General features: G+C 68.2%; 22 protein-coding genes. 12 read left to right on the top strand and 10 right to left on the bottom strand.

The features are described from left to right. Positions 1 to 100: 100 nt before the first annotated feature. From ABZ656_RS09375 to ABZ656_RS09365, 3 genes are all read left to right on the top strand, one after another. On the top strand, positions 101 to 1,030 hold the full coding sequence (locus ABZ656_RS09375) for an ABC transporter ATP-binding protein (protein WP_180362229.1): 930 nt from the start codon (positions 101 to 103) through the stop codon (positions 1,028 to 1,030). After that, a complete protein-coding gene (locus tag ABZ656_RS09370) occupies positions 1,027 to 1,884 on the top strand; it encodes an ABC transporter permease (protein ID WP_101402645.1) in 858 nt (285 codons plus the stop codon). Before ABZ656_RS09375 ends, ABZ656_RS09370 begins: the two co-directional genes overlap by 4 nt. A 71-nt stretch (positions 1,885 to 1,955) precedes the next feature. Continuing rightward, positions 1,956 to 2,786: an ABC transporter permease gene (locus ABZ656_RS09365; RefSeq protein WP_101402646.1), complete on the top strand. Its 831-nt coding sequence runs from the start codon at positions 1,956 to 1,958 to the stop codon at positions 2,784 to 2,786. Positions 2,787 to 2,994: 208 nt separating this feature from the next. Here ABZ656_RS09365 and ABZ656_RS09360 read toward each other — a convergent pair whose 3' ends face one another. The 6 genes from ABZ656_RS09360 to ABZ656_RS09335 are packed head-to-tail and all read right to left on the bottom strand — an operon-like array spanning position 2,995 to position 7,557. Next, positions 2,995 to 3,528 carry a DUF6262 family protein gene (locus ABZ656_RS09360; protein WP_101402647.1) on the bottom strand — a complete coding sequence of 178 codons (534 nt, stop codon included), beginning with the start codon at positions 3,526 to 3,528 and terminating at the stop codon, positions 2,995 to 2,997. After that, positions 3,525 to 4,121 (bottom strand): hypothetical protein, encoded by a 597-nt coding sequence (locus ABZ656_RS09355; protein WP_360266127.1) that lies wholly within the window; start codon positions 4,119 to 4,121, stop codon positions 3,525 to 3,527. Before ABZ656_RS09355 ends, ABZ656_RS09360 begins: the two co-directional genes overlap by 4 nt. A 37-nt stretch (positions 4,122 to 4,158) precedes the next feature. After that, a complete protein-coding gene (locus ABZ656_RS09350) occupies positions 4,159 to 4,341 on the bottom strand; it encodes a hypothetical protein (protein WP_360266124.1) in 183 nt (60 codons plus the stop codon). Continuing rightward, positions 4,338 to 4,805: a hypothetical protein gene (locus tag ABZ656_RS09345; RefSeq protein WP_360266121.1), complete on the bottom strand. Its 468-nt coding sequence runs from the start codon at positions 4,803 to 4,805 to the stop codon at positions 4,338 to 4,340. Before ABZ656_RS09345 ends, ABZ656_RS09350 begins: the two co-directional genes overlap by 4 nt. Next, on the bottom strand, positions 4,802 to 7,219 hold the full coding sequence (locus ABZ656_RS09340) for a site-specific integrase (protein ID WP_360266118.1): 2,418 nt from the start codon (positions 7,217 to 7,219) through the stop codon (positions 4,802 to 4,804). The genes ABZ656_RS09345 and ABZ656_RS09340 overlap by 4 nt, the downstream gene beginning before the upstream one ends. After that, on the bottom strand, positions 7,216 to 7,557 hold the full coding sequence (locus ABZ656_RS09335; RefSeq protein ID WP_360266115.1) for a helix-turn-helix transcriptional regulator: 342 nt from the start codon (positions 7,555 to 7,557) through the stop codon (positions 7,216 to 7,218). The genes ABZ656_RS09340 and ABZ656_RS09335 overlap by 4 nt, the downstream gene beginning before the upstream one ends. Positions 7,558 to 7,689: 132 nt before the next feature. On the opposite strand from ABZ656_RS09335, the gene ABZ656_RS09330 reads away from it, so the two are divergent. The 7 genes from ABZ656_RS09330 to ABZ656_RS09300 all read left to right on the top strand — a co-directional run bounded on the left by ABZ656_RS09330 (position 7,690) and on the right by ABZ656_RS09300 (position 14,124). Continuing rightward, positions 7,690 to 8,073, top strand: a complete 384-nt coding sequence (locus tag ABZ656_RS09330) for a hypothetical protein (protein ID WP_360266112.1) — start codon at positions 7,690 to 7,692, stop codon at positions 8,071 to 8,073. A gap of 340 nt (positions 8,074 to 8,413) precedes the next feature. Next, on the top strand, positions 8,414 to 9,259 hold the full coding sequence (locus ABZ656_RS09325; protein ID WP_101402652.1) for an MIP/aquaporin family protein: 846 nt from the start codon (positions 8,414 to 8,416) through the stop codon (positions 9,257 to 9,259). A 23-nt stretch (positions 9,260 to 9,282) separates the two neighbouring features. Beyond that, positions 9,283 to 10,800, top strand: coding sequence for a glycerol kinase GlpK (gene glpK, locus ABZ656_RS09320; RefSeq protein WP_101402653.1), 1,518 nt, complete (start codon positions 9,283 to 9,285; stop codon positions 10,798 to 10,800). 228 nt (positions 10,801 to 11,028) lie between these two features. After that, the gene (locus tag ABZ656_RS09315) at positions 11,029 to 11,268 is read left to right on the top strand and encodes a hypothetical protein (protein WP_360266108.1); all 240 of its coding nucleotides are present in this window, start codon (positions 11,029 to 11,031) and stop codon (positions 11,266 to 11,268) included. 338 nt (positions 11,269 to 11,606) lie between these two features. After that, on the top strand, positions 11,607 to 11,891 hold the full coding sequence (locus tag ABZ656_RS09310; RefSeq protein ID WP_101402656.1) for a polyprenyl synthetase: 285 nt from the start codon (positions 11,607 to 11,609) through the stop codon (positions 11,889 to 11,891). After that, on the top strand, positions 11,884 to 12,936 hold the full coding sequence (locus tag ABZ656_RS09305; RefSeq protein ID WP_360266105.1) for a polyprenyl synthetase family protein: 1,053 nt from the start codon (positions 11,884 to 11,886) through the stop codon (positions 12,934 to 12,936). The genes ABZ656_RS09310 and ABZ656_RS09305 overlap by 8 nt, the downstream gene beginning before the upstream one ends. A 24-nt stretch (positions 12,937 to 12,960) precedes the next feature. Beyond that, complete coding sequence (locus ABZ656_RS09300) at positions 12,961 to 14,124, top strand: oxygenase MpaB family protein (RefSeq protein ID WP_360266102.1); 1,164 nt, start codon at positions 12,961 to 12,963, stop codon at positions 14,122 to 14,124. A 140-nt stretch (positions 14,125 to 14,264) separates the two neighbouring features. Here ABZ656_RS09300 and ABZ656_RS09295 read toward each other — a convergent pair whose 3' ends face one another. The 4 genes from ABZ656_RS09295 to ABZ656_RS09280 form a co-directional block, all read right to left on the bottom strand. Then, positions 14,265 to 14,465, bottom strand: coding sequence for a transposase (locus tag ABZ656_RS09295; protein WP_101402659.1), 201 nt, complete (start codon positions 14,463 to 14,465; stop codon positions 14,265 to 14,267). 88 nt (positions 14,466 to 14,553) lie between these two features. Continuing rightward, positions 14,554 to 15,693, bottom strand: coding sequence for a SpoIIE family protein phosphatase (locus ABZ656_RS09290; protein ID WP_129592182.1), 1,140 nt, complete (start codon positions 15,691 to 15,693; stop codon positions 14,554 to 14,556). Between the two features lie 359 nt (positions 15,694 to 16,052). Beyond that, positions 16,053 to 16,712, bottom strand: a complete 660-nt coding sequence (locus ABZ656_RS09285; protein WP_101402661.1) for a hypothetical protein — start codon at positions 16,710 to 16,712, stop codon at positions 16,053 to 16,055. A 111-nt stretch (positions 16,713 to 16,823) separates the two neighbouring features. Beyond that, positions 16,824 to 16,946: a hypothetical protein gene (locus tag ABZ656_RS09280; RefSeq protein ID WP_360266098.1), complete on the bottom strand. Its 123-nt coding sequence runs from the start codon at positions 16,944 to 16,946 to the stop codon at positions 16,824 to 16,826. Between the two features lie 145 nt (positions 16,947 to 17,091). On the opposite strand from ABZ656_RS09280, the gene dnaK reads away from it, so the two are divergent. Next, a complete protein-coding gene (dnaK, locus tag ABZ656_RS09275; RefSeq protein WP_101402662.1) occupies positions 17,092 to 18,981 on the top strand; it encodes a molecular chaperone DnaK in 1,890 nt (629 codons plus the stop codon). After that, on the top strand, positions 18,978 to 19,562 hold the full coding sequence (gene grpE / locus ABZ656_RS09270; protein ID WP_360266094.1) for a nucleotide exchange factor GrpE: 585 nt from the start codon (positions 18,978 to 18,980) through the stop codon (positions 19,560 to 19,562). The genes dnaK and grpE overlap by 4 nt, the downstream gene beginning before the upstream one ends. The last annotated feature ends 237 nt before the right edge of the window (positions 19,563 to 19,799 follow it).

The raw sequence follows: 19,799 nt of genomic DNA, 5'->3' as shown, positions 1-19,799 counted from the left end.
TGAGGGTGGTATCGGCCCGTGGTCTGCATCCTGTGGGCTGACACGGCGGGAGCCCGCGGGCTGATGTGACACTGCCCCGGTCAGCGACAGCCTGGACGGCGTGATCGAAATCAACCAGCTGACCAAGCGCTACGGCAGCGTACTGGCCGTAGACAATCTGACCTTCTGTGTCCGACCCGGGCAGGTGACTGGGTTCCTTGGCCCTAATGGCGCCGGCAAGACCACCACGATGCGCATGCTTCTCGGCCTGAACGCCCCCACCAGTGGCACCGCGACCATCAACGGCCGTCCCTTCCAGGACTTCGGTACCGGCCTGTGCCACGTCGGCGCCCTGCTGGACGCAGGTGACGTCCACCGGGGGCGCACCGCGAAGGCACACCTGGCCGCACTGGCCCGCAGCAACGGCCTGCCCCGCCGCCGGGTGCAGGAGGTCCTTGAAATGGTAGGTCTGGGCGAGGCGGCCCGTCGGCGGGTTGGCGGGTTCTCGCTCGGCATGCGTCAGCGTCTGGGGATCGCCACCGCCCTGCTCGGTGATCCCCCGGTCCTGCTCTTCGACGAACCGATCAACGGCCTGGACCCCGAGGGCATCCGGTGGGCTCGCGAACTGTTCCGTCGCCTGGCCGCCGAGGGACGTACCGTGTTCGTCTCCAGCCACCTGATGAGCGAGATGGAGCACACCGCCGACCACCTCGTCGTCGTCGGCGGCGGCAGGCTACTCGCCGACGAGTCCCTCGCCCTCTTTGCGGCCCGCGCCAGCACCGCCGGCGTCACTGTGCGGACCCCCGACCCGGCTGTGCTGGCCGAGGTGCTGCGCACCGCGGGAGCCTCAGTGCTGTCGCAGGGCCGCGACGGCCTCACCGTTACCGGCCTCACCGCGGCTCGCATCAACGAACTCGCCTTCACCCACCGTGTCCTGGTCCACGAGGTCACCGCGCACGACGGAGCGCTGGAGGACGCCTTCATGGAACTGACAGCCGCCAGCGTCCGGTACCGCGCCTCAGCCACGTCCGAGAGGAGCACGGACCGATGACCGCCCTCTCGACGCCCCCCACAGCTACCACCCGACGCGGCGCTGCCGGACCTGCCCGCTGGCGCGATCTGCTCGGCGCCGAGTGGATCAAACTCTGGTCGCTGCGCTCGACCCCCATCGTGCTGGGCGTCCTCCTCGTCTTCTACCTCTACCTGGCCTACCGCGCCGCTCAGCTCGCCCACGACTCCTATCCGACGTGGCCCGCCTTCGCCAAAATCGACCCCGACCCCGCGCACGACGCCTTCGACTTCCCGAAGTTCCTCCTGCTGATGGCCACCGCCGGCACGGTCGGCGCGATGAACGTCGCCGGCGAACACGCGAGCGGACTGATCCGCATCACCCTTATCGCTGTGCCGGCCCGAGGCCGCGTGATGCTCGCCAAGGTCATGGTGGTGAGCGCCGTGTTGGCCGTCCTCGGCCTGCTCATCGGGATCGGGTGCTGGGGCATCACCCTGGCCGTCATCTCGGATCGGATCACCGGCTTCTCCTTCACCACCCCCGGCATCTGGCGTCTCATCGCAGGCACGACGGTCATGGTCCCGGTCTGCGGTTTGATCGGCATGGCCGTCGCCACGCTCATCCGCAGCACGGCCGGCACCGTCTTCGCCGTCCTCGTCTTCTTCCTCGTCGGTCCACTGGCCGTCAAGGCGCCCCTCCCTCTGCTGTCCGCCAATCAGCGGGCAGACCTGGGCAACACCCTTCCCGCATACGCCTGGGGCCGCCTGACGATCATGAGCCACGGGCACCTTGTCGAACACGTCTCCTCCGTTCCGGCGGCCTGGATCTCGCTCACCGTCTGGGCCATCGTCTCGGTCGCCGTCACCGTGACGGTCCTGCGGCACCGCGACGTGTGACGGCGGCACCGACGCCGGACACCCGACAAAGCACTCCTCTCCCGGACTGACACATGCGACGAGGAACCCTGATGGTCACAACTACCAGACCGACAACAGCCGCGACCGGTGCCGAACTCCGCGGCCGATTCCGCAACCTGCTCGCCGCAGAACGGATCAAACTGTTCTCGCAGCGCTCGACCTACGTCCTGCTGGCACTTGCCCCAGTGATCACCATCTGCGGTGAGTGGTTCACCTGCTCGGGTGTCCACTTTGTCAGCGCGTCGGCGCATGCCGCGTACGATCCGCTGAGAGGTTCCTTCAACTCCGGCACCTGGGGCTTCCTCATGGTCGGCGCCAGCATGCTCGGTGTCCTGGAGATGAGCAGGGAGTACTCCAGTGGACTGATCCGCACGACCTTCCTCGCCGTCCCGAACCGTCGGCGCGTCGTACTCGCCAAGGCAGTCGTCGTCGCGAGCGTGACGTCCGCCGTCGGCCTTGTCACGGCGATCACTTCGTTCATCACTGCCCAGACGATCCTGTCCGGCGACCAACTAGGCGTATCGATCAGCCAGCCCGCCGTCCTGCAAGGCTTCATGGCATCCACCGCAGTCCTGCCGGTATGTGCGGTCCTCGGCATGGCCATCGGCACGCTCATCCGCACCTCCGTGGCCGCTCTATTCACGGCCGTTCTAGCCCCGGTCCTGCTGGGCGCCATACCACCCAACAGCAACCAGTTTGCGGCCACTCTGAACAACTCCGCACCCCAGAACGCGTGGAATAACCTGACCAGCCTCGGCACCGAATGGGACCACGTCGGTTCCTTCCCTTTCACGGCACTCCAGTCCTGGGCCGCGCTCGCGTTCTGGCCGCTCCTCGTGCTTCTCGCCGCCGTAATCGTCGTGTGCCGCCGTGACGTGTGAGCCATGAACAGCCCCAATGTTCACGTCAATCGAGCCCTCGCGCCGGGCGCCGACGCAGGCCGTCGACAACTGGTGTGTCGGGGGCGTCCCGCTCGGCTTCAGCGGGCACCAATGCACCGGCGTGATCGCCGGATTCCTTCCGCCGATGTGACGTTTGAGCTGGTCGACGTCATCGGGCGCTCCGAAGCCGGACTCCCCGCCATTGTGGTCATGCCCCTGTTGCTCTTGCGGTGTTCAGTCTGCTGATCAGTTGGCGGTTGGCGGATCGTGCGGCCTGGAGGTCCTGACCCCGTTCTTCGAGCTGGCCGGTCAGTTCAACGACTTGCTGTTCCAGCGCGGTGATCCGGCTCTTGAGTTGTTCGATATCGTCCGGTGCTCCGAGGCCGGACTCCCGCCATGCTTGTTCACCGAGGAGTTCGGAGAGCTTGGTCTCCAGATGCCTGACGCGAGCGGCGAGGCGGCTACCGCGGTCCAGTGCGTTCGCCAGGTCGGCCTGCAGGGAGGCCCGGCTGACGAGGGGACCGGTGTCCTCGCCGGGCGGTTCGGCGCTGGCGGCGTGGACTTGGGCGAGCAGATCCTTGTGGCGGTAGAGGAAGGCGCGGTCGACTCCCGCCTGCCGTGCGATACCCGAGACGCTGATGACTGTTCCGGCTCGCCTGGCGGTGTTGATCGCCTTGATGACGCGCTGCCGGCGGCGGGCTGAGTCGGCCTTGCGGCCTTCGATCAGGGGGTTGGTGTTCATGCGGTCCGGTTCGGTCGGATGTCGGGCAGCGGCTGGCGGATGCGGGGCAGGCCGAGGTGGACGACGCTATTTCGGGCGCGTCGGACCAAAGTGGTGGCCTGGTCGATCTCGGCGCGTTCTTCGTCGGTGAGTTCGTCGACGGAGTCCTTCACGCGGCGGATCAGGCGGCGGACGCGGCTGCTCTCCTCGTCGGAGGGCAGGGCCTCGGCTTTCGCCCAGTCGTCTGCGTCAATCGCGGCCAGCAGCCGCTCACGGTTGCGCAGCAGATCGGCCAGGTAGGTCTCCAGGTCGGGCAGATAGGAGACGTCGGTGCGGAAGTGGCCGCAGCCGACGCAACGGAAGCGGACGGGGCAGTCCTGGCCGTTCGCGGCGACATTGGACGGCTCGCTGCAGACCCCGTAGGGAACGGCAACTTCGCCGACGGCTCGCCGGAGGTGTTCGGTGTCCAGCAGGGTCTTAGCCTGCCTCCAGATACGGTTGCCGTGCCGATCGAACTGCATCTGGGTGACCCGCTCGATCGCTTCCCGGCGGCGCTGTTCCCCTACTAATGGTGACGTGGGGTATTGGAACTGTCCGAATGCCTGCCTCGCCATCCGTGGCCGGGACGTGCTCGACGACTGTCGATCATGACTACCACTGGTCGCAGTACTCGATGTGGATCTCGCGGGCGTCGCCAAGGATGCCGTCATTCGAGTGGAGCTCGGTGCAGAAGTACGGATAGCTGGGGTGGACCGGAACATAGCTCGGTCCGTTGCGGGCGACATCAAGGAAGTGCCGAGCGGTCTCTCGGAACACCTTCGCGCTGCCGGTCATGAACAGTGTCTCGGCATGAAGGTGCTGTGAAATAGGTCGCGGTTCTCCCGGTAGTGACGTGCTGCCCAGTCGACTGCGGCGTTGTCGACAGGGTCTGTGTCGGGCAAATTCACGGTCTGGGGACGGCCGGCGCCGAGTCGACTCCTCACCTGCTTCCAGGAGGAGGGGGCGAACTGCAGTGAATGGTGCAAGAGCACGAGGTCGAGCTGGAAGCCGACGTCGTCCGGTACTTCCCTGACTGGCGGGCGGTTTGCCCGCATTGGCAGGTGAATCAGCGAACGAGGCGAGCGTGCGGCGAGCATCCACAATCCGGCGATGCGTCGGGCGGCGTCCTGGTCGAGATAGACGTCCAGGTGCCGATCGTGGTCGATGAGTACTGCATGGCTCAGAGGCCGCGCAGGCCGGATGACTCTGAACTCGTCGGCTCCCAAGCGGGCCTGGTGGATTACGACCGGCAGCTTCATCGGTTCTCCGTTGCGGTGCGTCGGCTGACTTCGTTGGCATATGTGGCCCAGTCGCCCGCGGAGAGACGTTGCCAGGCGACGGCGACGTCGGTGTGGATGCCCAGGGTGCGGGCGAGGATCGCGGCCGGGATCTCGGTGGCGAGCTGGAAGAGAGCGGTGCTGCGGGCCTGGTTGGGCCGGATCCCGAGCTGGTTCAGCCGCTGGGTCAGCTGTGTGGTGCTGATCGGCCGTCCGGGCTGGCCGCCGGGGAAGAGCCATGGAGACGGGGTCAAGGCCCCGATGGTCGCGTGACCCTTGCGGTTCGCGGCAACCATGCGGGCCAGTGCGGCGACAGGCTCGGGCAGCTGAACGGGGGCATCGCCGAGACGGAGATGTACTTCCTGAGCGCCGACCTCGACGTCCTCGATGGTCAGTCGGTGGATCGCCGATGGCCCTTGTGCGTAGAGGAGGAGAAGCAGTCCTGCGAGGCGGTCTTCGGGTTTGAGGGTGTCGTCGTGCAGGAGTCGGCGTGCGACGTTCCACCGGTGCTCGTCATCGAGTGGCTGGGTGGGGCCGTTCCAGCGGACAGCGGGGACGTGGACGGTGGTGAGCTTGTTGGTGCGGGCCCAGCGGACGAAGTGCCCGGCTGTGTGGCGGTAGGTCGCGGAGTCGTCGGTGAGCCACTGGTCGAGGTTGGCCTGTCGGCACGTCTCCAAGGTGAGGTCGTGAGCCTGTAGCCAGGTAAGGAAGGCGACGGCCGCGTGGGTGCGTTGACGCGTTGATGCGAACTGCTGTGGGGTCAGGGGGCGGCCGTTGCTGCGTCGGCGTAGTCGACGGACCAGGTGCCATATCGCGTACTGGTGAAGGACTTTGCGCTGATCGGGGTCTTGCTGTGATGCGAGGAGGCCGGTGAGGCACCGTTCGAGGCGGACCATGTACTCGTCCCGCTCGGGCAGGGCACCGACGCCGACGAGGACTTGGCGGAGGTGGGCGAGGGGCGGGCTGTCGGGCAGCTCGTCGAGGGCCTCGTGAGTCAGGGCTCGTCTGCCGGCCGCGAGGTCGGCCAGGACCGGAGACACGGACGGCTTGTTCAGCCACCGATTGGCGGTGAGTGGGTGCTCGGTGGTGACGATGTTGTTCCGCAGGGCTTGGAGACCGGGGTGGAGGGCATCGGACGGAGGGCCCAGGAGCTCGTTGAGGCGCCGATTGATGAGACAACGAGCGCACTGACCGGGGTGCGGGTAATCGGGCTCGTTGCAGGTGGGGCAGGTGTGCCAGACCTCAGGCGCGGTGCAGCCCAGGCAAAGGGGCTGGTCGAGAGTGCCGGAGACGACCGCCGCGATGCCGCCGCAGGCCGAGCACGGCGCGGAGTGACGCTGGCAGTCCAGGCACCATGGCCGACCCGTAGTCCGGGAGGTGCCGCAGGGTTTCTCCGCGTTGCAGATACTGCAAGTCGCGGTGGGCAAGGAGGGGCAGCTTTGGCAGAGCGGGCCGTCCGGTGTGCGGGTGTTGACGACCCTTCGTCGGCCGCAGTTGATGCAGGTCTCCAGGTTCGCCGGGTCGCTGACCAGGCAGTTCGGACACACTGGCCGGCCTTGGTCGTCGCGGGTAGCGGGCTCTCGGCGGGCTCCGCATCCCGAGCACTCCTCGATGCGGGAGTGGGAGATGCACATGCGGCAGACCCGCTTCCCGTCCAGAGGCTTGTCGATGCGTACGACTCTGTGGCAGCCGGGGCAGGACGGCTGCACGATCCCGGCGATGCCGGCCTCGTGCAGCAGGTCGATCAGCTTGAGGATCGCGCGGTGGGGTGCGAGGTGGCCGTCGCCGGTCAGCAGAGCTGGGTGGGATTCCAGGGCCCAGGCAAGTTTCCGCTGGTAGGAGGGACGAGGTGCAGATCGATGGACCGCCTCGGAGACCGTCTCCCGTTCGGCCTGCGGATCCAGTTCAGCGATCAGGGCGCCGATTACTGCGATGGGGTCACGTCCGTCGTCGTCCGGGCACTTGCCGCATCGCGGCCACCCGGCCCGGTCGCGTGAAGCGACCCGGCGGGTGTTTCCGCAGGCAGCACACGGCTCGGGCTGGTGGCGCCCGCAGTTCCAGCAGTACCAGTCCTGGCCGCGGCGCTGGAGCGTTCGTATCTGCCTGCCGCATTCGGCGCAACACGGCGGCGAGACCGTCTGAGCCCCGGCCTCACGCAGGGCGATGAGCAGGTCGCCGACGGCCCTGGGCGCCGGCGAGCGACCGTCGGTCAGCACGCGAGGATGCTCAGTGACATGTGCCGCGAGGAGGCGTGACTTCGAGCGTCCGCCCGCGATGCTGGCGACCACGGCACGGATCCGGTCCGGCTCCAGTTGATGTTCGATGGCCGCGACCAGGTCCGCAATGAGCCCGATCGGGTCGGAGACGGCCCGCTCGGGGTGCCCGGGTGCGGTCACGGCCGCTCGAAACCGCTGATGCGGGCTCGCTTGGGTCGCAGGTCACCGACGCCTGCCCCGGCACCGACAGCCTTCTTTGTTCGGGTAGCGGTTCCGGCACCCGCCGCGGCGGTCGGCTCGATGAGGTCGTCCATGGTGCAGTTGAGGATGTCGAGCAGGGCCATGAGGATCTTCAGGCTGAGCCGCTCGGGGCGCTCGACAACGAGCCGGTAGACCTGGCTGGACGACAGGGTGATGCCCCGTTTGTCCAGTAGCGGGATGAGGTCGGTGGTGGAGAAGAGCCCTCGGTCGGCCATGATCTTGCGCAAGTGCCAGTGGTAGTCGAGCTTCGCGGCCATCAGCGGTCCTTGTTTGCGCCCCGCTCAAGCCGGGCGACCTGCCCTTCGCCGGCGGCTGCCGGCTGCTGGGCCGGCCCGGCGCGGGCGGCATGGGCGTGGTCTACCCGACCCGCTCGGCGGGCGGCGCGCTTCGTGGCGGCGTACAGGAAGCGCTTCGGGGTACGCCCCGTCGAGCGCTTCGCGGTGGAGGCGTACTACGCGCTGCTCTTCGTCGCCCAGGGGCTGCGCGAGCTGGGCAACGTCGAGGTCGAGCAGGGTGTCGCCACCAGTGTGGCAAGGCCGGCCGCCGCCGACCCGGCGAGCATGGCCATGGCGCGCACCGTTCCGTCGGACATGAGCTGCCACTTGGTCCGGGCGCCGCTGCCTCAGTTCCAGATGTCGAGCAGCGTGCCGTCCTTGCCCTGGCCGCCGGGCGCATCGATGCAGCGGCAGGAGACGTGGCTCCAGATCGAGACGGGCTCGTCCGGCGCCTTCTCGTCCACGGTCGTGGGCTGCGTGGCCAGGTGGAATGCCTGACGGTTCACCATCTCCTCCGTACGCCGCCGTCTCGACCTCTGCGGCAATACCTGAACGGCGAAACCCATCAGGACCCCGTCATCGCAGACGGCGTACCACCGGCGCAGTCACGGAGTGCCACGGTTCGCGCGCATTCCGTGAGTCATCCTGGCGCCCGGCGAAGTGATGATCCGTTGCAGCCGCGGATACCGGTGCGCCGGGAGCCGGTCTCAGCGTATGACCAGGTCTGAGAGCGCGATATTTCCCTGTTTCTGCGGTTATTTCTTGATCGCCCTATGCTGATGCCGTGAGGACTCGGGCAGTCGACGGCCGGTGCTGAGCCGGCGGGAGGCGGGCTTCCATGACTGAGCGGTTCAAAAGGTCGGGGTTGATAGGCGAGCTGTCGGCCGAATTCGCGGGCACCATGATTCTCATCCTCTTCGGTTGCGGCGTGGTGGCCCAGGTGGTCGCCGGCGGAGCGCTCACGACTCCGCCGGGTGGCCTCGGAAACCACGACAGCATCTCCTGGGCGTGGGGCATCGGTGTCACCATGGGTGTCTACGTCGCGGCACGGCTGAGCGGCGCGCATCTCAACCCCGCGGTGACCGTCGCCCTGGCCGCGTTCAAGGGCTTCCCGTGGAGCAAGGTGGCGCCCTACGCGCTGGCGCAGACGGCCGGCGCCTTCGTGGCGGCCCTCCTCGTGCGGTGGAACTACACCGAAGCGCTGGCGAAGGCCGACCCCGGTCACACCCTCAAGACGCAGTTCGTGTTCTCCACGCTCCCCGCGAACGGCAACACGAACCTGCCGGTCTACGAGTGGGGCGCGTTTCGTGACCAGGTCATGGGCACCGCCATTCTGCTGCTGTTGATCCTGGCCATCACGGACCTGCTCAACACGCCCCCTGGCGCCAACCTGGCCCCGTTCATCATCGGCCTGGTCGTCGTGGGCATCGGCATGGCCTGGGGTACCAACGCGGGCTACGCGATCAATCCGGCACGTGACTTCGGTCCCCGTCTGGCCAGTTTCCTCACGGGGTACGGCGGGGCATGGCGAGATCAGTACGGGAACTTCTACTTCTGGGTGCCGATCCTCGGTCCACTGGCCGGCGGTCTGGTCGGCGGGGCCCTGTACAAGTTCTTCGTCGGCCAGTTCCTGCCGACAGCGGAGCCGGAGCCCCCGGGCCGCATCCCCGCTCCCAAGGACTGACAGCTACGAAACGGTGGCACCCCATGGCCGATTTCGTCGGCGCGGTGGACCAAGGGACCACCAGTACCCGATTCATGATCTTCGATCATGCGGGCAACGAGGCGGCGAAGCATCAGCTGGAGCACGCCCAGATCCTTCCGCGCTCCGGGTGGGTCGAGCACGACCCGGTGGAGATCTGGGAGCGCACCAACTCCGTGATGCAGAACGCCCTGAGGCACGGGAACCTGTCCCCGACCGACCTGGCCGCGATCGGCATCACCAACCAGCGGGAGACCACCGTTGTCTGGGACCCGCGCAACGGCCGCCCTTACTACAACGCCATCGTCTGGCAGGACACCCGCACCGACTCCATCGCCGCGGCCCTGGAACGCTCGGGCCGGGGAGACGTCATCCGCCACAAGGCGGGCCTGCCGCCGGCGACCTACTTCTCCGGCGGCAAGATCCAGTGGATCCTGGAGAACGTCGACGGCGTCCGCGAGGCAGCCGAGCAGGGACACGCCCTCTTCGGCAACACGGACTGCTGGGTTCTGTGGAACCTGACCGGCGGCCCCGACGGCGGCATCCACGCCACCGATGTGACCAACGCCAGCCGCACCATGCTGATGGACCTGGAAACCCTCGACTGGGACGACGAACTGCTGGGCTTCTTCCATATCCCCCGGGAGATGCTGCCCACCATCAACCCCTCGTCCCATCGGGAGGCGTTCGGTGTGACGCGCACATCCCGGCCACTGCGCGCCGCCATCCCCATCAGCGGGGTGCTCGGCGACCAACAGGCGGCCACCGTCGGACAGGTCTGCTACGCGCCCGGCGAGGCCAAGAACACCTACGGCACCGGCAACTTCCTGGTGCTCAACACCGGCACGGAACTGGTCCGCTCACAGCACGGCCTTCTCACCACCGTGGCGTACCAGTTCGGAGACAGCCCGGCGGTCTACGCCCTGGAGGGCTCCATCGCGGTCACCGGGTCCGCGGTGCAATGGCTGCGCGACCAGATGAAGATCATCAGCAGCGCGGCCGAGAGCGAGACCCTGGCCCGCACCGTCCAGGACAACGGCGGCATGTACTTCGTCCCGGCGTTCTCGGGCCTGTTCGCCCCGTACTGGCGCTCCGACGCCCGGGGCGCGATCGTCGGCCTCGCCCGGTACAACGACAACGGCCACCTGGCCCGGGCGACCCTGGAAGCCATCTGCTACCAGAGCCGCGACGTCGTCGAGGCCATGGAGCAGGACTCCGGAGTCCACCTCGACGTGCTCAAGGTGGACGGCGGAGTCACCGCCAACGACCTGTGCATGCAGATCCAGGCCGATGTCCTCGGCGTACCGGTCAGCCGCCCGGTCGTCGCCGAGACCACCGCGCTCGGCGCCGCCTACGCGGCAGGGCTGGCCACCGGCTTCTGGCGGGACACCGACGAACTGCGCACCCACTGGCAGGAGTCAAAACGCTGGGAGCCCCAGTGGTCCGACGACCAGCGAGCGGAGGGTTACGCGGGCTGGAAGCAGGCGGTGGAGCGCACGCTCAACTGGGTCAAGGTCGAATAGCCGTCCGCACCACCGGCGGCCGGAGGACCACCGGCGGCCGGAGGACCACCGGCGGCCGGAGGACCACCGGCGGCCGCAGGACCGCCGGCGGCCGCAGGACCACTGGCGGCTGCTGCCGCGCCGCGAGTCCGCCGGGACGCGCCGGAGGTCGTCCTGCCCGCGTGCCGGGGGGACGAGGCCACCGCTGCTGACACGGCACGAACGCCGGCCGCGGAGGGGCTGCGTGTCTTGGCCGTCGCCTTGCGGCGCCTGGACCATGACGAGTCCGAGGAAGCCCTGGACCGACCGTTGGACGAGCCGGGGCTCGACATCGTCGGTTTCGTCGCCCTCGCTGACACTCCGCGCAGCGACGCCGCGGCACTTGTCTCCGGCCTCCAGAACGCGGGCGTACGGCCGGTGATGCTCACCGAAGACAGGTCCGAGACCGCCGTAGACCGGGAGCCTGGCGTCATCCGCTGCGTTCCGTAGGGCTAGGGCTATGCCTGGACGTCACGGTGGTCGACGTGCCGCAATGCGCAGAAGGCATACAGCCCTCCGACGGCGGAAAACGCCGGTTGTAGGGCCCCTTTGGTGCCTGCCCCAGTGCTGCAAGGTTCTTGTCCGTAACAGGTGCCGCTTACTGCCTGTTGGGATCTTTGAAGAAGATCACTCGATAGTGCATAAGGGCTGCCCGGGGTGCGTTCGGTGGCCAGACTCGAATCGCGTTGTGCCAAACACCGCTACGCGCTGCTCTGTGCCGACGAGCCAGCGAGCCAGCCGGCCGGCCGGCCGGAGCCAGGGCGGGCCTTGCCGCAGGAGGACATGCTGTGACACACCATGACGGCCGCAAGCCGGGCCTGACCGAGGACACGGTGGCCCTGGTGGCCGGCCTTGCCGATCTGGCGGTCTGTGGGCTGAGCAGCGCGGTGGGCGGCGTCCGCGGCCTGCTGCGCCGCGCCGATCTCGGGGACCTTCTGGTGGACGGCCAGGAGGAGGCCAAGGCGCGAGGCCGCCTGCTCCTGGACCGGCGTGCGGCCGCGCCGTCAGCTCACCTGGAGGTCCTCGCCCGCACCGTGACCGCTCGCAGCCAGGCGGAGAGCGGCAGTGAGTGAACGGGAAGAGCACGCCTTACTGAAGAAGCGCATCGACCAACTCCTCAGCGAATTCGTTACCGTGGAAGCACAGGCACTGGCCGATATCGATGCCTGTCTGGCGCCGGTCGCAGAGCAGCTTCACGCCGTGACCGGGCACGGCAAGCGGCTCAGGGCGGCGTTCTGCTACTGGGGCTGGCGCGGTGCCGGCCAGCCCGAGAGCGAGGCGCTGGTCCGCGCCGCCAGCGCGATCGAGTTGGTCCATGCGGCCGCCGTCGTGCACGACGACCTGATCGACCACAGCCGCACCCGGCACGGCCAGCCGACCGGGCACATCGCCCTGCGCAAGGTCCTCACCGGTCATGCGCGGCCGAAGGCCGGCGCCCGGTCCCTGGCCATGCTGGTGGGTGATCTGCTGATGTCGATGGCCGGGCAGCTGTTCACCACCTCCGGCCTGCCCGGCGCCTTCCTGAGCAGGGCCCGGCCTGTGTGGGCGGTTCTGGCCCGCGAACTGGTGGCCGGTGAGTGCCTGGAGGTCTTGCGCACCGGAGCCGAGCCGGACCCGGACGCATCGGTGAAGGTGATCCGTTATAAGACCGCCAAATACACCGTCGAACACCCTTTGCAGATCGGTGGCCTTCTCGCCGGCGCACCGTCGCGGCTGCTGCAGGCGTACAGCGACTACGGCCTGCCGCTGGGCGAGGCATTCCAGCTGCGTGATGACCTGCTGGGCCTGTTCGGCGATCCTGAGGAGACCGGCAAGGATCCGGCCGATGACCTGGCCGGGAACCGGCCCACGGCTTTGATGGCTCACGCGCTCACGTCCGCCACCAAGGCGGAACACGGCGAACTGCGCCTCCTGCTCGGTCAGGCGAAGCTCAGCGAGCAGCAGGTGGAACGGGCCCGGGAGATCGCTCACCGCACCGGGGCCGTCGCCCGCGTCGAAGACATGATCAATGCCCGGCTGGGTGAAGCACACGACGCCCTGGCCGACGCCGATCTGACCACCGAAGCACGCCGCGCACTGTCGGCCTTGGCGAGCGTCTCGGCCACCCGCACTCACTGACCGCCACCCCATCGGAGTAGCACGATGACCTACACCCAAGCGTCCATGGACGCCCTGCGCACCCCAGGGGACGAACTCGCCGACGCGACTGTGGCGGCACTCTACGAGCGCGGAGAGATCGGCAAGTTCAACACGCTCATGCGCTACGTCTCCACCGTCGGGCAGGACCTTCCTGAGGGGCTGCCCGATGTCGCCCGCGAGTACTTGAACGAGACCAGCACGCCCCCAGCCTGGGTGGACTGGGGTGAGATGGAGAAAGCACGGCTGTTCTTCATCGACAACAACGTGCACATCTCCACGGCGCTGTCGTTCGCCTCGATGCCCGCCTGCTACGTCGTGCCCCACGTGGCCAAGCTGCTGTCGGCCACCCACTCGCTGAAGTACCCCTCCAAACGGATGGCTGAGACGGGCCAGTTCACCGTCTACCTCATGCAGCCCGGGGCGTTCGAAGCCGGCAGCCGTTTCATCCCCGCAGCCCAGAAAGTGCGGCTGCTGCATGCCTCCATCCGCCACCACCTCAAGCGGGAGGACCGCTGGGACACCGCCGCCCTGGGCACGCCGATCTGTCAGGAGGACATGATCGGTGGGCAGATGATGTTCTCCATCCAGGTCCTCGACGCCCTGCACCGCCTTGGCATCCACATGAGCAACGAAGGCGCCGAGGCGTACTACTACGCCTGGCGGGTGGTCGGCGCCATCCTCGGTATCGACCAGGACCATGTCCCCAAGGACCTGCAGGCAGCCCGCGAGTTCTCCGACCTGTACATGACCCGCCACATGGGCCCCAGTGAGGAAGGCACCCGGCTCACCCGCCAGCTCATCGACCTCTATGAAGAAGTCGTGCCCGGCACCTTCTTCGACCCGATCGTCTCCGCCCTGATCCGCTACCTGATCGGCGACACCTGCGCCGACTGGCTGCAAGTCCCCCGCACCACCTGGGACACTGTCGTCAAGGCCGCGCCCGCCCTGCTGGGACTGCTGGAAACCATTGAGGACGGCTCGCCCCTGGCGGCCTGGGCCCTTGACCGAATCGGACACCTGACCACCATCTTTGAACTGTCCTCCCTCACCCGCGGCCGCGTCATGCACTACGCCATCCCCGAACAGCTCAAGAACGACTTCGGAGTCAGCACCACCATCCTGCCCAAGAGCCGCTGGACCCCGCCATCGGCAACCATCAGCCAGTAGCGACAGCAACCTCCAGGGACACCGCGGCGCCCGCCGACAGCTATGCCCACACCCTTGGCTGGAGTGAAGTGGGCGGCGCGGACACGTCCGGGATCGGGGGAGCAGATGCGGTGCAGCTGGTCGAAGACATCGGCCTGCTGCTATCGCTCCAGCCTGCGCCAGCAGGTCTGCCCGGAGCCGAACCCCAGCTCCAGCGGCAGGGGCTGCCAGGCAACGTCGTTGTAGAGGATGTACAGGACGCCCTGCGGAGACAGCCGGTCCGGCACCGGTCGCGGACCCGGCGACCGTTCGGGCCAGGGGGCAGCAGCGGCTCGATCAGCGCCCACAAGTCCACGATCCATGGCCGTGTACTCACACCCTCCCGAACGGTCGAGTCGTCACACCGGTCATGCCGAATCAGGACACTTCAACAAGATCGTGTTACGAGCTCTATGGCATGCCGTTCAGGCGGGCCATGAGGACGGTGATGTCGTCGTGGTGGCCCTCGGGATGCTGGTGCCGCATCAGTGCCTCACAGGTTTCCTCCAGCGAGGAGCGCTGGGCGGCGAGTCTGCGGCCGAGCGCGCGGAGTGCCTCCTCGATGTCCTGCCCGCGGGTCTCCACCAGGCCGTCGGTGCACAGCAGGAGGAGGCTGCCGGGCTCCGTGAGCAGTTCCAGGGTGTCGAAGGTGACGCTGCCTACTCCGATCGGTGCGGCGACGGGGACCTTCAGCAGTTCGTTGCTGCCGTCGGGCGCCACAAGGACTGGCGGAAGGTGGCCGGCGCTCGCGAGGGTGGAGCGGTCGGTCGTCGGGTCGTAGACGCAGTACAGGCAGGTGGCCAGCTGGGAGTGGCCCAGGCGCTGCGCGAAGGCGTCGAGCTGGGCCAGTAGCCGCCCGGGCGGCAGGTCCAAAGTGGCGAGGGCTTTGACCGCTGTCCGCAGCTGCCCCATGACGACCGCTGCGTGCACACCGTGACCTGCCACGTCGCCGATGGCGAGTCCGACTCGGTGGCCCGGCAGGGGGATCACGTCAAACCAGTCGCCTCCGACCTGCGTGGTGCGACTGCTGGGGTGATATCGGTAGGCGATCTCCACCCCTGGCAGGCGAGGGGGCGGCGTGGGAAGCAGGCTGCGCTGCAGCACTGCGGATGCCGTTGTTTCGTCGCTGTGGATCCGGGCGTTGTGCAGGGCCACGGCCGCCCGCCCGGCCACCTCCTCACAGGCTGTCAGGTCCGCGGCGACGAAAGCGGGGCGGTCGGGTCTGCGCCCGAACACCACGAAGCCGAGGGCCCTACCGTGCGCCACCAGCGGCACCAGCAGGACGGAGGAGCCCTTCAGTACCAACCGGAGGGCCGGGTTGTCGAGCTCCGCCGGAAGTTGTTGCAGGACCTCATCTCCGACCTGGGGAATGAGGACTGGTTCGACTGCCGCAAGGAATCGGGTCATGGCTGTGCCGGTCGTGTAGACGAAGGTCTTCCCCGGGCGGAGTTCCTCCCGGCAGTCCGATTCCTCATGGTGGACTGCCGCCACGCGGTGCATCACCACCGCACCCTCCGGCCCCTGGGGCGCGAGGTCATCTTCCGACGCCACGACCCGATCGCACAGATGAACCGAAGCGAAGTCGGCGAACCCCGGTACCGCCCGGTCAGCCAGTTGGCTGGCCTGGTGCTTGAGATCCAGGGTTGTGCCGATACCGCGCACGGCGTCGCACAGGAAGGTCAGCCTGGCCGTGTCGGTGCTGGAGCCTGCGTCGGGTGTCGCTCGGCGATCGGAGCCCCGGAGCGTCAGAGCGCATCGTTGTGACTCTGGCGGCAAAGAGGCCCCCCTGACGTGTGCCGGGCGCGGCCGCGCCCCTGGGATGACAAAGACAACCGCCCCGAACCCAGCCCTCGAGACTGCCCACACCTTCCGTTATGACCCTATCGCCCCAGCTCAGCAGAGGCGTTCACTCACAGGGGTGGTCCGCGCCGGTGGATCGGCGGTGTGGTGACGGGCCTGTGAGGTCTGTATCCAGCCGGGTGTTCGGGGATGTAGACGGCTGCGTTCAGGTTGCCGACTTTGGTCTGGCCATGCCAGCACAGGGGCAGTCCGCTGCAACCGCCGCCGCAGTCCGGGCAAGGCTGGGTGACCTCGCCGACGCGCCGGCCGGTGACGACGATGGCCTCCCGCCTATCCCGCAGGCCGCGGTCGTGCAGGTCGTAGCCGTCGGCTAGGTGCTGCAGGTTGACCTCGTCCGCCAGGGCCCGGGCGACCTCTTCGGGGAAGAGGATGCGGCTGCGGGGCATGCACGGGCCGTCGACCGGCATGGCGGCGATGAAGGCGCGGTCCAGGCCGATCTGCTCGGTGCTGCCGCTGGCCAACGCGCCGCGCAGCACGGCCCGGCCGTGGTTGAACACCACCCGGCGCATATTCTCGGTGACCTTCGACTTCTTGCAGTCCAGGCGGGCCTGGCCGCGGAAGGCGAGGCAGAGGCGTTGACGGTTGCGCAGGTCCGGGACGAAGCGGTGGGCGTGCTCGCCGCTCAGTACGGAGGGTGCGTGGCCGCCGCCGGGCGCCTCGGCATCCAGAAACGCGGACAGTTCGGCGTGGGCGCGGCGCACGAAGTCCACCGGCCTTCCACGCGGCCTGTCGCATCTCCCGGACCATGCGCTGGTGGTGGGCGCGACGGAAGACGGACGCCTCCAGGCCGGCCCCAGGGACATCACGTCGCGGCACTGTACCTACCCGGTGCGGTGCACCGGCAGACGCGTGCGGCAGCAGCCGCGGAGGGCAAGCCCGTCCTCGCAGGTCACCGGAACGGGGCGATCGTGCCGCTCGTAGGTGGCGAAGAAGTTCTCCGGCATCCGGGCCCCACCCGGCCGCCCGGTCCGGATGTAGTCGCGCTCGCGCTACCTCCCGCCCGTCACGAAAGCGCCCAAGGAGGTGGAAACTGGAATCTACCGACACGTAGCAATGCTTGTTCCAACTGCCAGATGAAGGAGAGGAACCATGACACGGGCAGTGGGAATCGACCTCGGCACGACGAACTCGGTGGTCTGCGTGCTGGAGGGCGGAGAGCCCACGGTCATCACCAACACAGAAGGCGCGCGGACCACCCCTTCAGTGGTGGCCTTCGCCAAGAGCGGCGAGGTACTGGTCGGCGAGGTCGCCAAGCGGCAGGCCGTCACCAACGTCGAGCGCACCGTGCGCTCCGTCAAGCGCCACATGGGCGACGCGCAGTGGCGGTTCCCGGAGAGCGGGAGCATCGACGGCAAGCGGTACACCGCGCAGGAGATCTCCGCGCGGGTACTGCAGAAGCTCAAGCGGGACGCGGAGGCGTACCTGGGTGAGGACGTCACGGAGGCGGTCATCACCGTTCCGGCGTACTTCAACGACTCCCAGCGCACCGCGACCAAGGAGTCCGGTGAGATCGCCGGGCTGAAGGTGCTACGGATCATCAACGAGCCCACGGCCGCGGCCCTGGCGTACGGGCTCGACAAGGAGAACGACCAGACCGTCCTGGTCTTCGACCTGGGCGGCGGCACCTTCGACGTGTCCCTCCTGGAGATCGGCGAGGGCGTGGTCGAGGTGAAGGCCACCAACGGCGACACCCATCTCGGCGGCGATGACTGGGACCAGCGGATCGTCGACCACCTGGCCAAGCAGTTCAGTAACCACTACGGCGTGGATCTGACCAAGGACAAGATGGCCGTGCAGCGGCTGCGGGAGGCCGCCGAGCGGGCGAAGATCGAGCTGTCCTCGTCCTCGGAGACCACAGTCAACCTGCCCTACGTCACCGCGTCCGCCGAGGGTCCGCTGCACCTGGACGAGAAGCTCACCCGGGTCCAGTTCCAGCAGCTGACGGCGGATCTGCTGGAGCGGTGCAAGACACCGTTCCACAACGCGGTCAAGGACGCCGGGATCGAGGTGTCCGACATCAACCACGTCATCCTGGTGGGCGGCTCGACGAGGATGCCGGCGGTGACCGATCTGGTACGGGAGCTGACCGGCAAGGACCCGCACAAAGGCGTCAACCCCGACGAGGTCGTGGCCGTGGGCGCCGATCTGCAGGCCGGTGTGCTCAAGGGTGAGGTCAAGGACATCCTGCTGCTGGACGTCACCCCGCTGTCCCTGGGTATCGAGACCAAGGGCGGCATCATGACCAAGCTGATCGAGCGCAACACCACGATCCCGACGAAGCGCTCCGAGATCTTCACCACCGCCGAGGACAACCAGCCCTCCGTGCAGATCCAGGTCTACCAGGGCGAGCGCGAGATCGCGGCGTACAACAAGAGGCTCGGCATGTTCGAGCTGACCGGTCTGCCGCCGGCCCCGCGCGGTGTCCCGCAGATCGAGGTGGCCTTCGACATCGACGCCAACGGCATCATGCACGTCACGGCGAAGGACCTCGGCACCGGCAGGGAGCAGAAGATGACCGTCACCGGCGGTTCCGCCCTGCCGAAGGACGACATCGACCGCATGATGCGCGCGGCCGAACAGCACGCCGAGGAGGACCGCCGGCGCCGGGAGGCCGCTGAGACCCGCAACCGAGCCGAGCAGGTCGCCTACCAGACAGAACGGCTGCTGGCCGACAACGCCGACAAGATCCCCGGCGACGTCAAGGGTGAGGTCGAGACCGCTCTGGCGGAGCTCAAGGAAGCCCTCAAGGTGGAGTCGGCCGACGCCGACCGCACCACCGCCCTGCGGCAGGCCACCGACAAGGTCACCGCCGCAGCTCAGAAGGTGGGCACCGCCATGTACGCCCAGGCGCGGACCCAGGGCCGGCAGGCCGCGGGCGGAGGCTCGGGCGACGGCGAGACAGGCGCAGCCGGGCAGGAAGAGGACGTAGTCGACGCCGAGATCGTCGATGACGACAAGCGGCAGGAGGGCACTGGATGACCCGGCCCAGCGACACCCACCGCCACGGTCAGCGTCCGCTGTCGATCGTCAGGGACAGCCGGCGGCGGGGCCAGGGAGAGAGCCTGGAACCCCACCGCCATGGCGCCATCGAGCCTGCCCCGCAGGCCGACCCCGCCGTGGGCGAAGCCGACGTCCTGCGGACACAACTGAGTAAGCGCACGGCGGAGCTGCAGCGAGTGACGTCCGAATACGACCACTACCGCATGCGGGTCAGCCGCGACCGGCGGGCAGTCGGTGAGACAGCCGTGGCCAACGTGCTCGCCGGCCTACTCCCCGTCCTCGACGCCATCGACCAGGCACGCAAGCAAGGAGAAGTCACCGGCGGCTTCCAGCGCGTCGTCGAGGTACTGGAAGCCGAACTGGCGGCCCTCGGGCTGAGGTCCTTCGGCACGCCGGGGGATCCCTTCGACCCCGCCCTGCACGAGGCCGTCTCCTGCACCCGCTCCGACCGTGTCGAACGACCGACCTGCACCGCGATCCTGCGCCCCGGCTACCGCGTCGGCGACCGGTTCCTGCGCCCCGCCCAGGCAGAGGTCACCGAACCGCCGGCCAGGATGTAACGCGCGGCCCATCCGCGCCGGCCCGCCCGGCCATCGCACCAGCCGCGACCTCAAGGCCACGCTGGACTTCTACGGGTCCGTACCGGGCTGGAAGTGCCGCAACGCCAGACTGAGCGACCGTTTCCCGACCGCGCCGACGGACGCCGTCGGATCCGTTCCGCGACGAGCTCGGCACTCAGCCCCGTACAGCCCGCGAGGGCCTCGGCGAGCCCTTCGTCGTCATCGAACTGGCGGGGC

Origin of the sequence: Streptomyces sp. NPDC007095, assembly GCF_040634475.1 — a bacterium.
In the GTDB taxonomy this organism is placed as follows: Bacteria; Actinomycetota; Actinomycetes; order Streptomycetales; family Streptomycetaceae; genus Streptomyces.
The sequence above is the reverse complement of the archived record's forward strand: the minus strand, read 5'-3'. Positions and strand labels throughout refer to the sequence as shown.

Bases quoted from the DNA above. Each gene is read 5' to 3' on its own strand.
- ABZ656_RS09295 (WP_101402659.1), bottom strand. From the start codon at position 14,465: ATGGATCGTGGACTTGTGGGCGCTGATCGAGCCGCTGCTGCCCCCTGG.
- ABZ656_RS09335 (WP_360266115.1), bottom strand. From the start codon at position 7,557: ATGGCCGCGAAGCTCGACTACCACTGGCACTTGCGCAAGATCATGGCC.
- ABZ656_RS09280 (WP_360266098.1), bottom strand. From the start codon at position 16,946: ATGCCGGAGAACTTCTTCGCCACCTACGAGCGGCACGATCGCCCCGTT.
- ABZ656_RS09300 (WP_360266102.1), top strand. From the start codon at position 12,961: ATGACCTACACCCAAGCGTCCATGGACGCCCTGCGCACCCCAGGGGAC.
- ABZ656_RS09370 (WP_101402645.1), top strand. From the start codon at position 1,027: ATGACCGCCCTCTCGACGCCCCCCACAGCTACCACCCGACGCGGCGCT.
- ABZ656_RS09345 (WP_360266121.1), bottom strand. From the start codon at position 4,805: ATGAAGCTGCCGGTCGTAATCCACCAGGCCCGCTTGGGAGCCGACGAG.
- glpK (WP_101402653.1), top strand. From the start codon at position 9,283: ATGGCCGATTTCGTCGGCGCGGTGGACCAAGGGACCACCAGTACCCGA.
- ABZ656_RS09365 (WP_101402646.1), top strand. From the start codon at position 1,956: ATGGTCACAACTACCAGACCGACAACAGCCGCGACCGGTGCCGAACTC.
- ABZ656_RS09350 (WP_360266124.1), bottom strand. From the start codon at position 4,341: ATGACCGGCAGCGCGAAGGTGTTCCGAGAGACCGCTCGGCACTTCCTT.
- ABZ656_RS09355 (WP_360266127.1), bottom strand. From the start codon at position 4,121: ATGGCGAGGCAGGCATTCGGACAGTTCCAATACCCCACGTCACCATTA.
- grpE (WP_360266094.1), top strand. From the start codon at position 18,978: ATGACCCGGCCCAGCGACACCCACCGCCACGGTCAGCGTCCGCTGTCG.
- ABZ656_RS09325 (WP_101402652.1), top strand. From the start codon at position 8,414: ATGACTGAGCGGTTCAAAAGGTCGGGGTTGATAGGCGAGCTGTCGGCC.
- dnaK (WP_101402662.1), top strand. From the start codon at position 17,092: ATGACACGGGCAGTGGGAATCGACCTCGGCACGACGAACTCGGTGGTC.
- ABZ656_RS09360 (WP_101402647.1), bottom strand. From the start codon at position 3,528: ATGAACACCAACCCCCTGATCGAAGGCCGCAAGGCCGACTCAGCCCGC.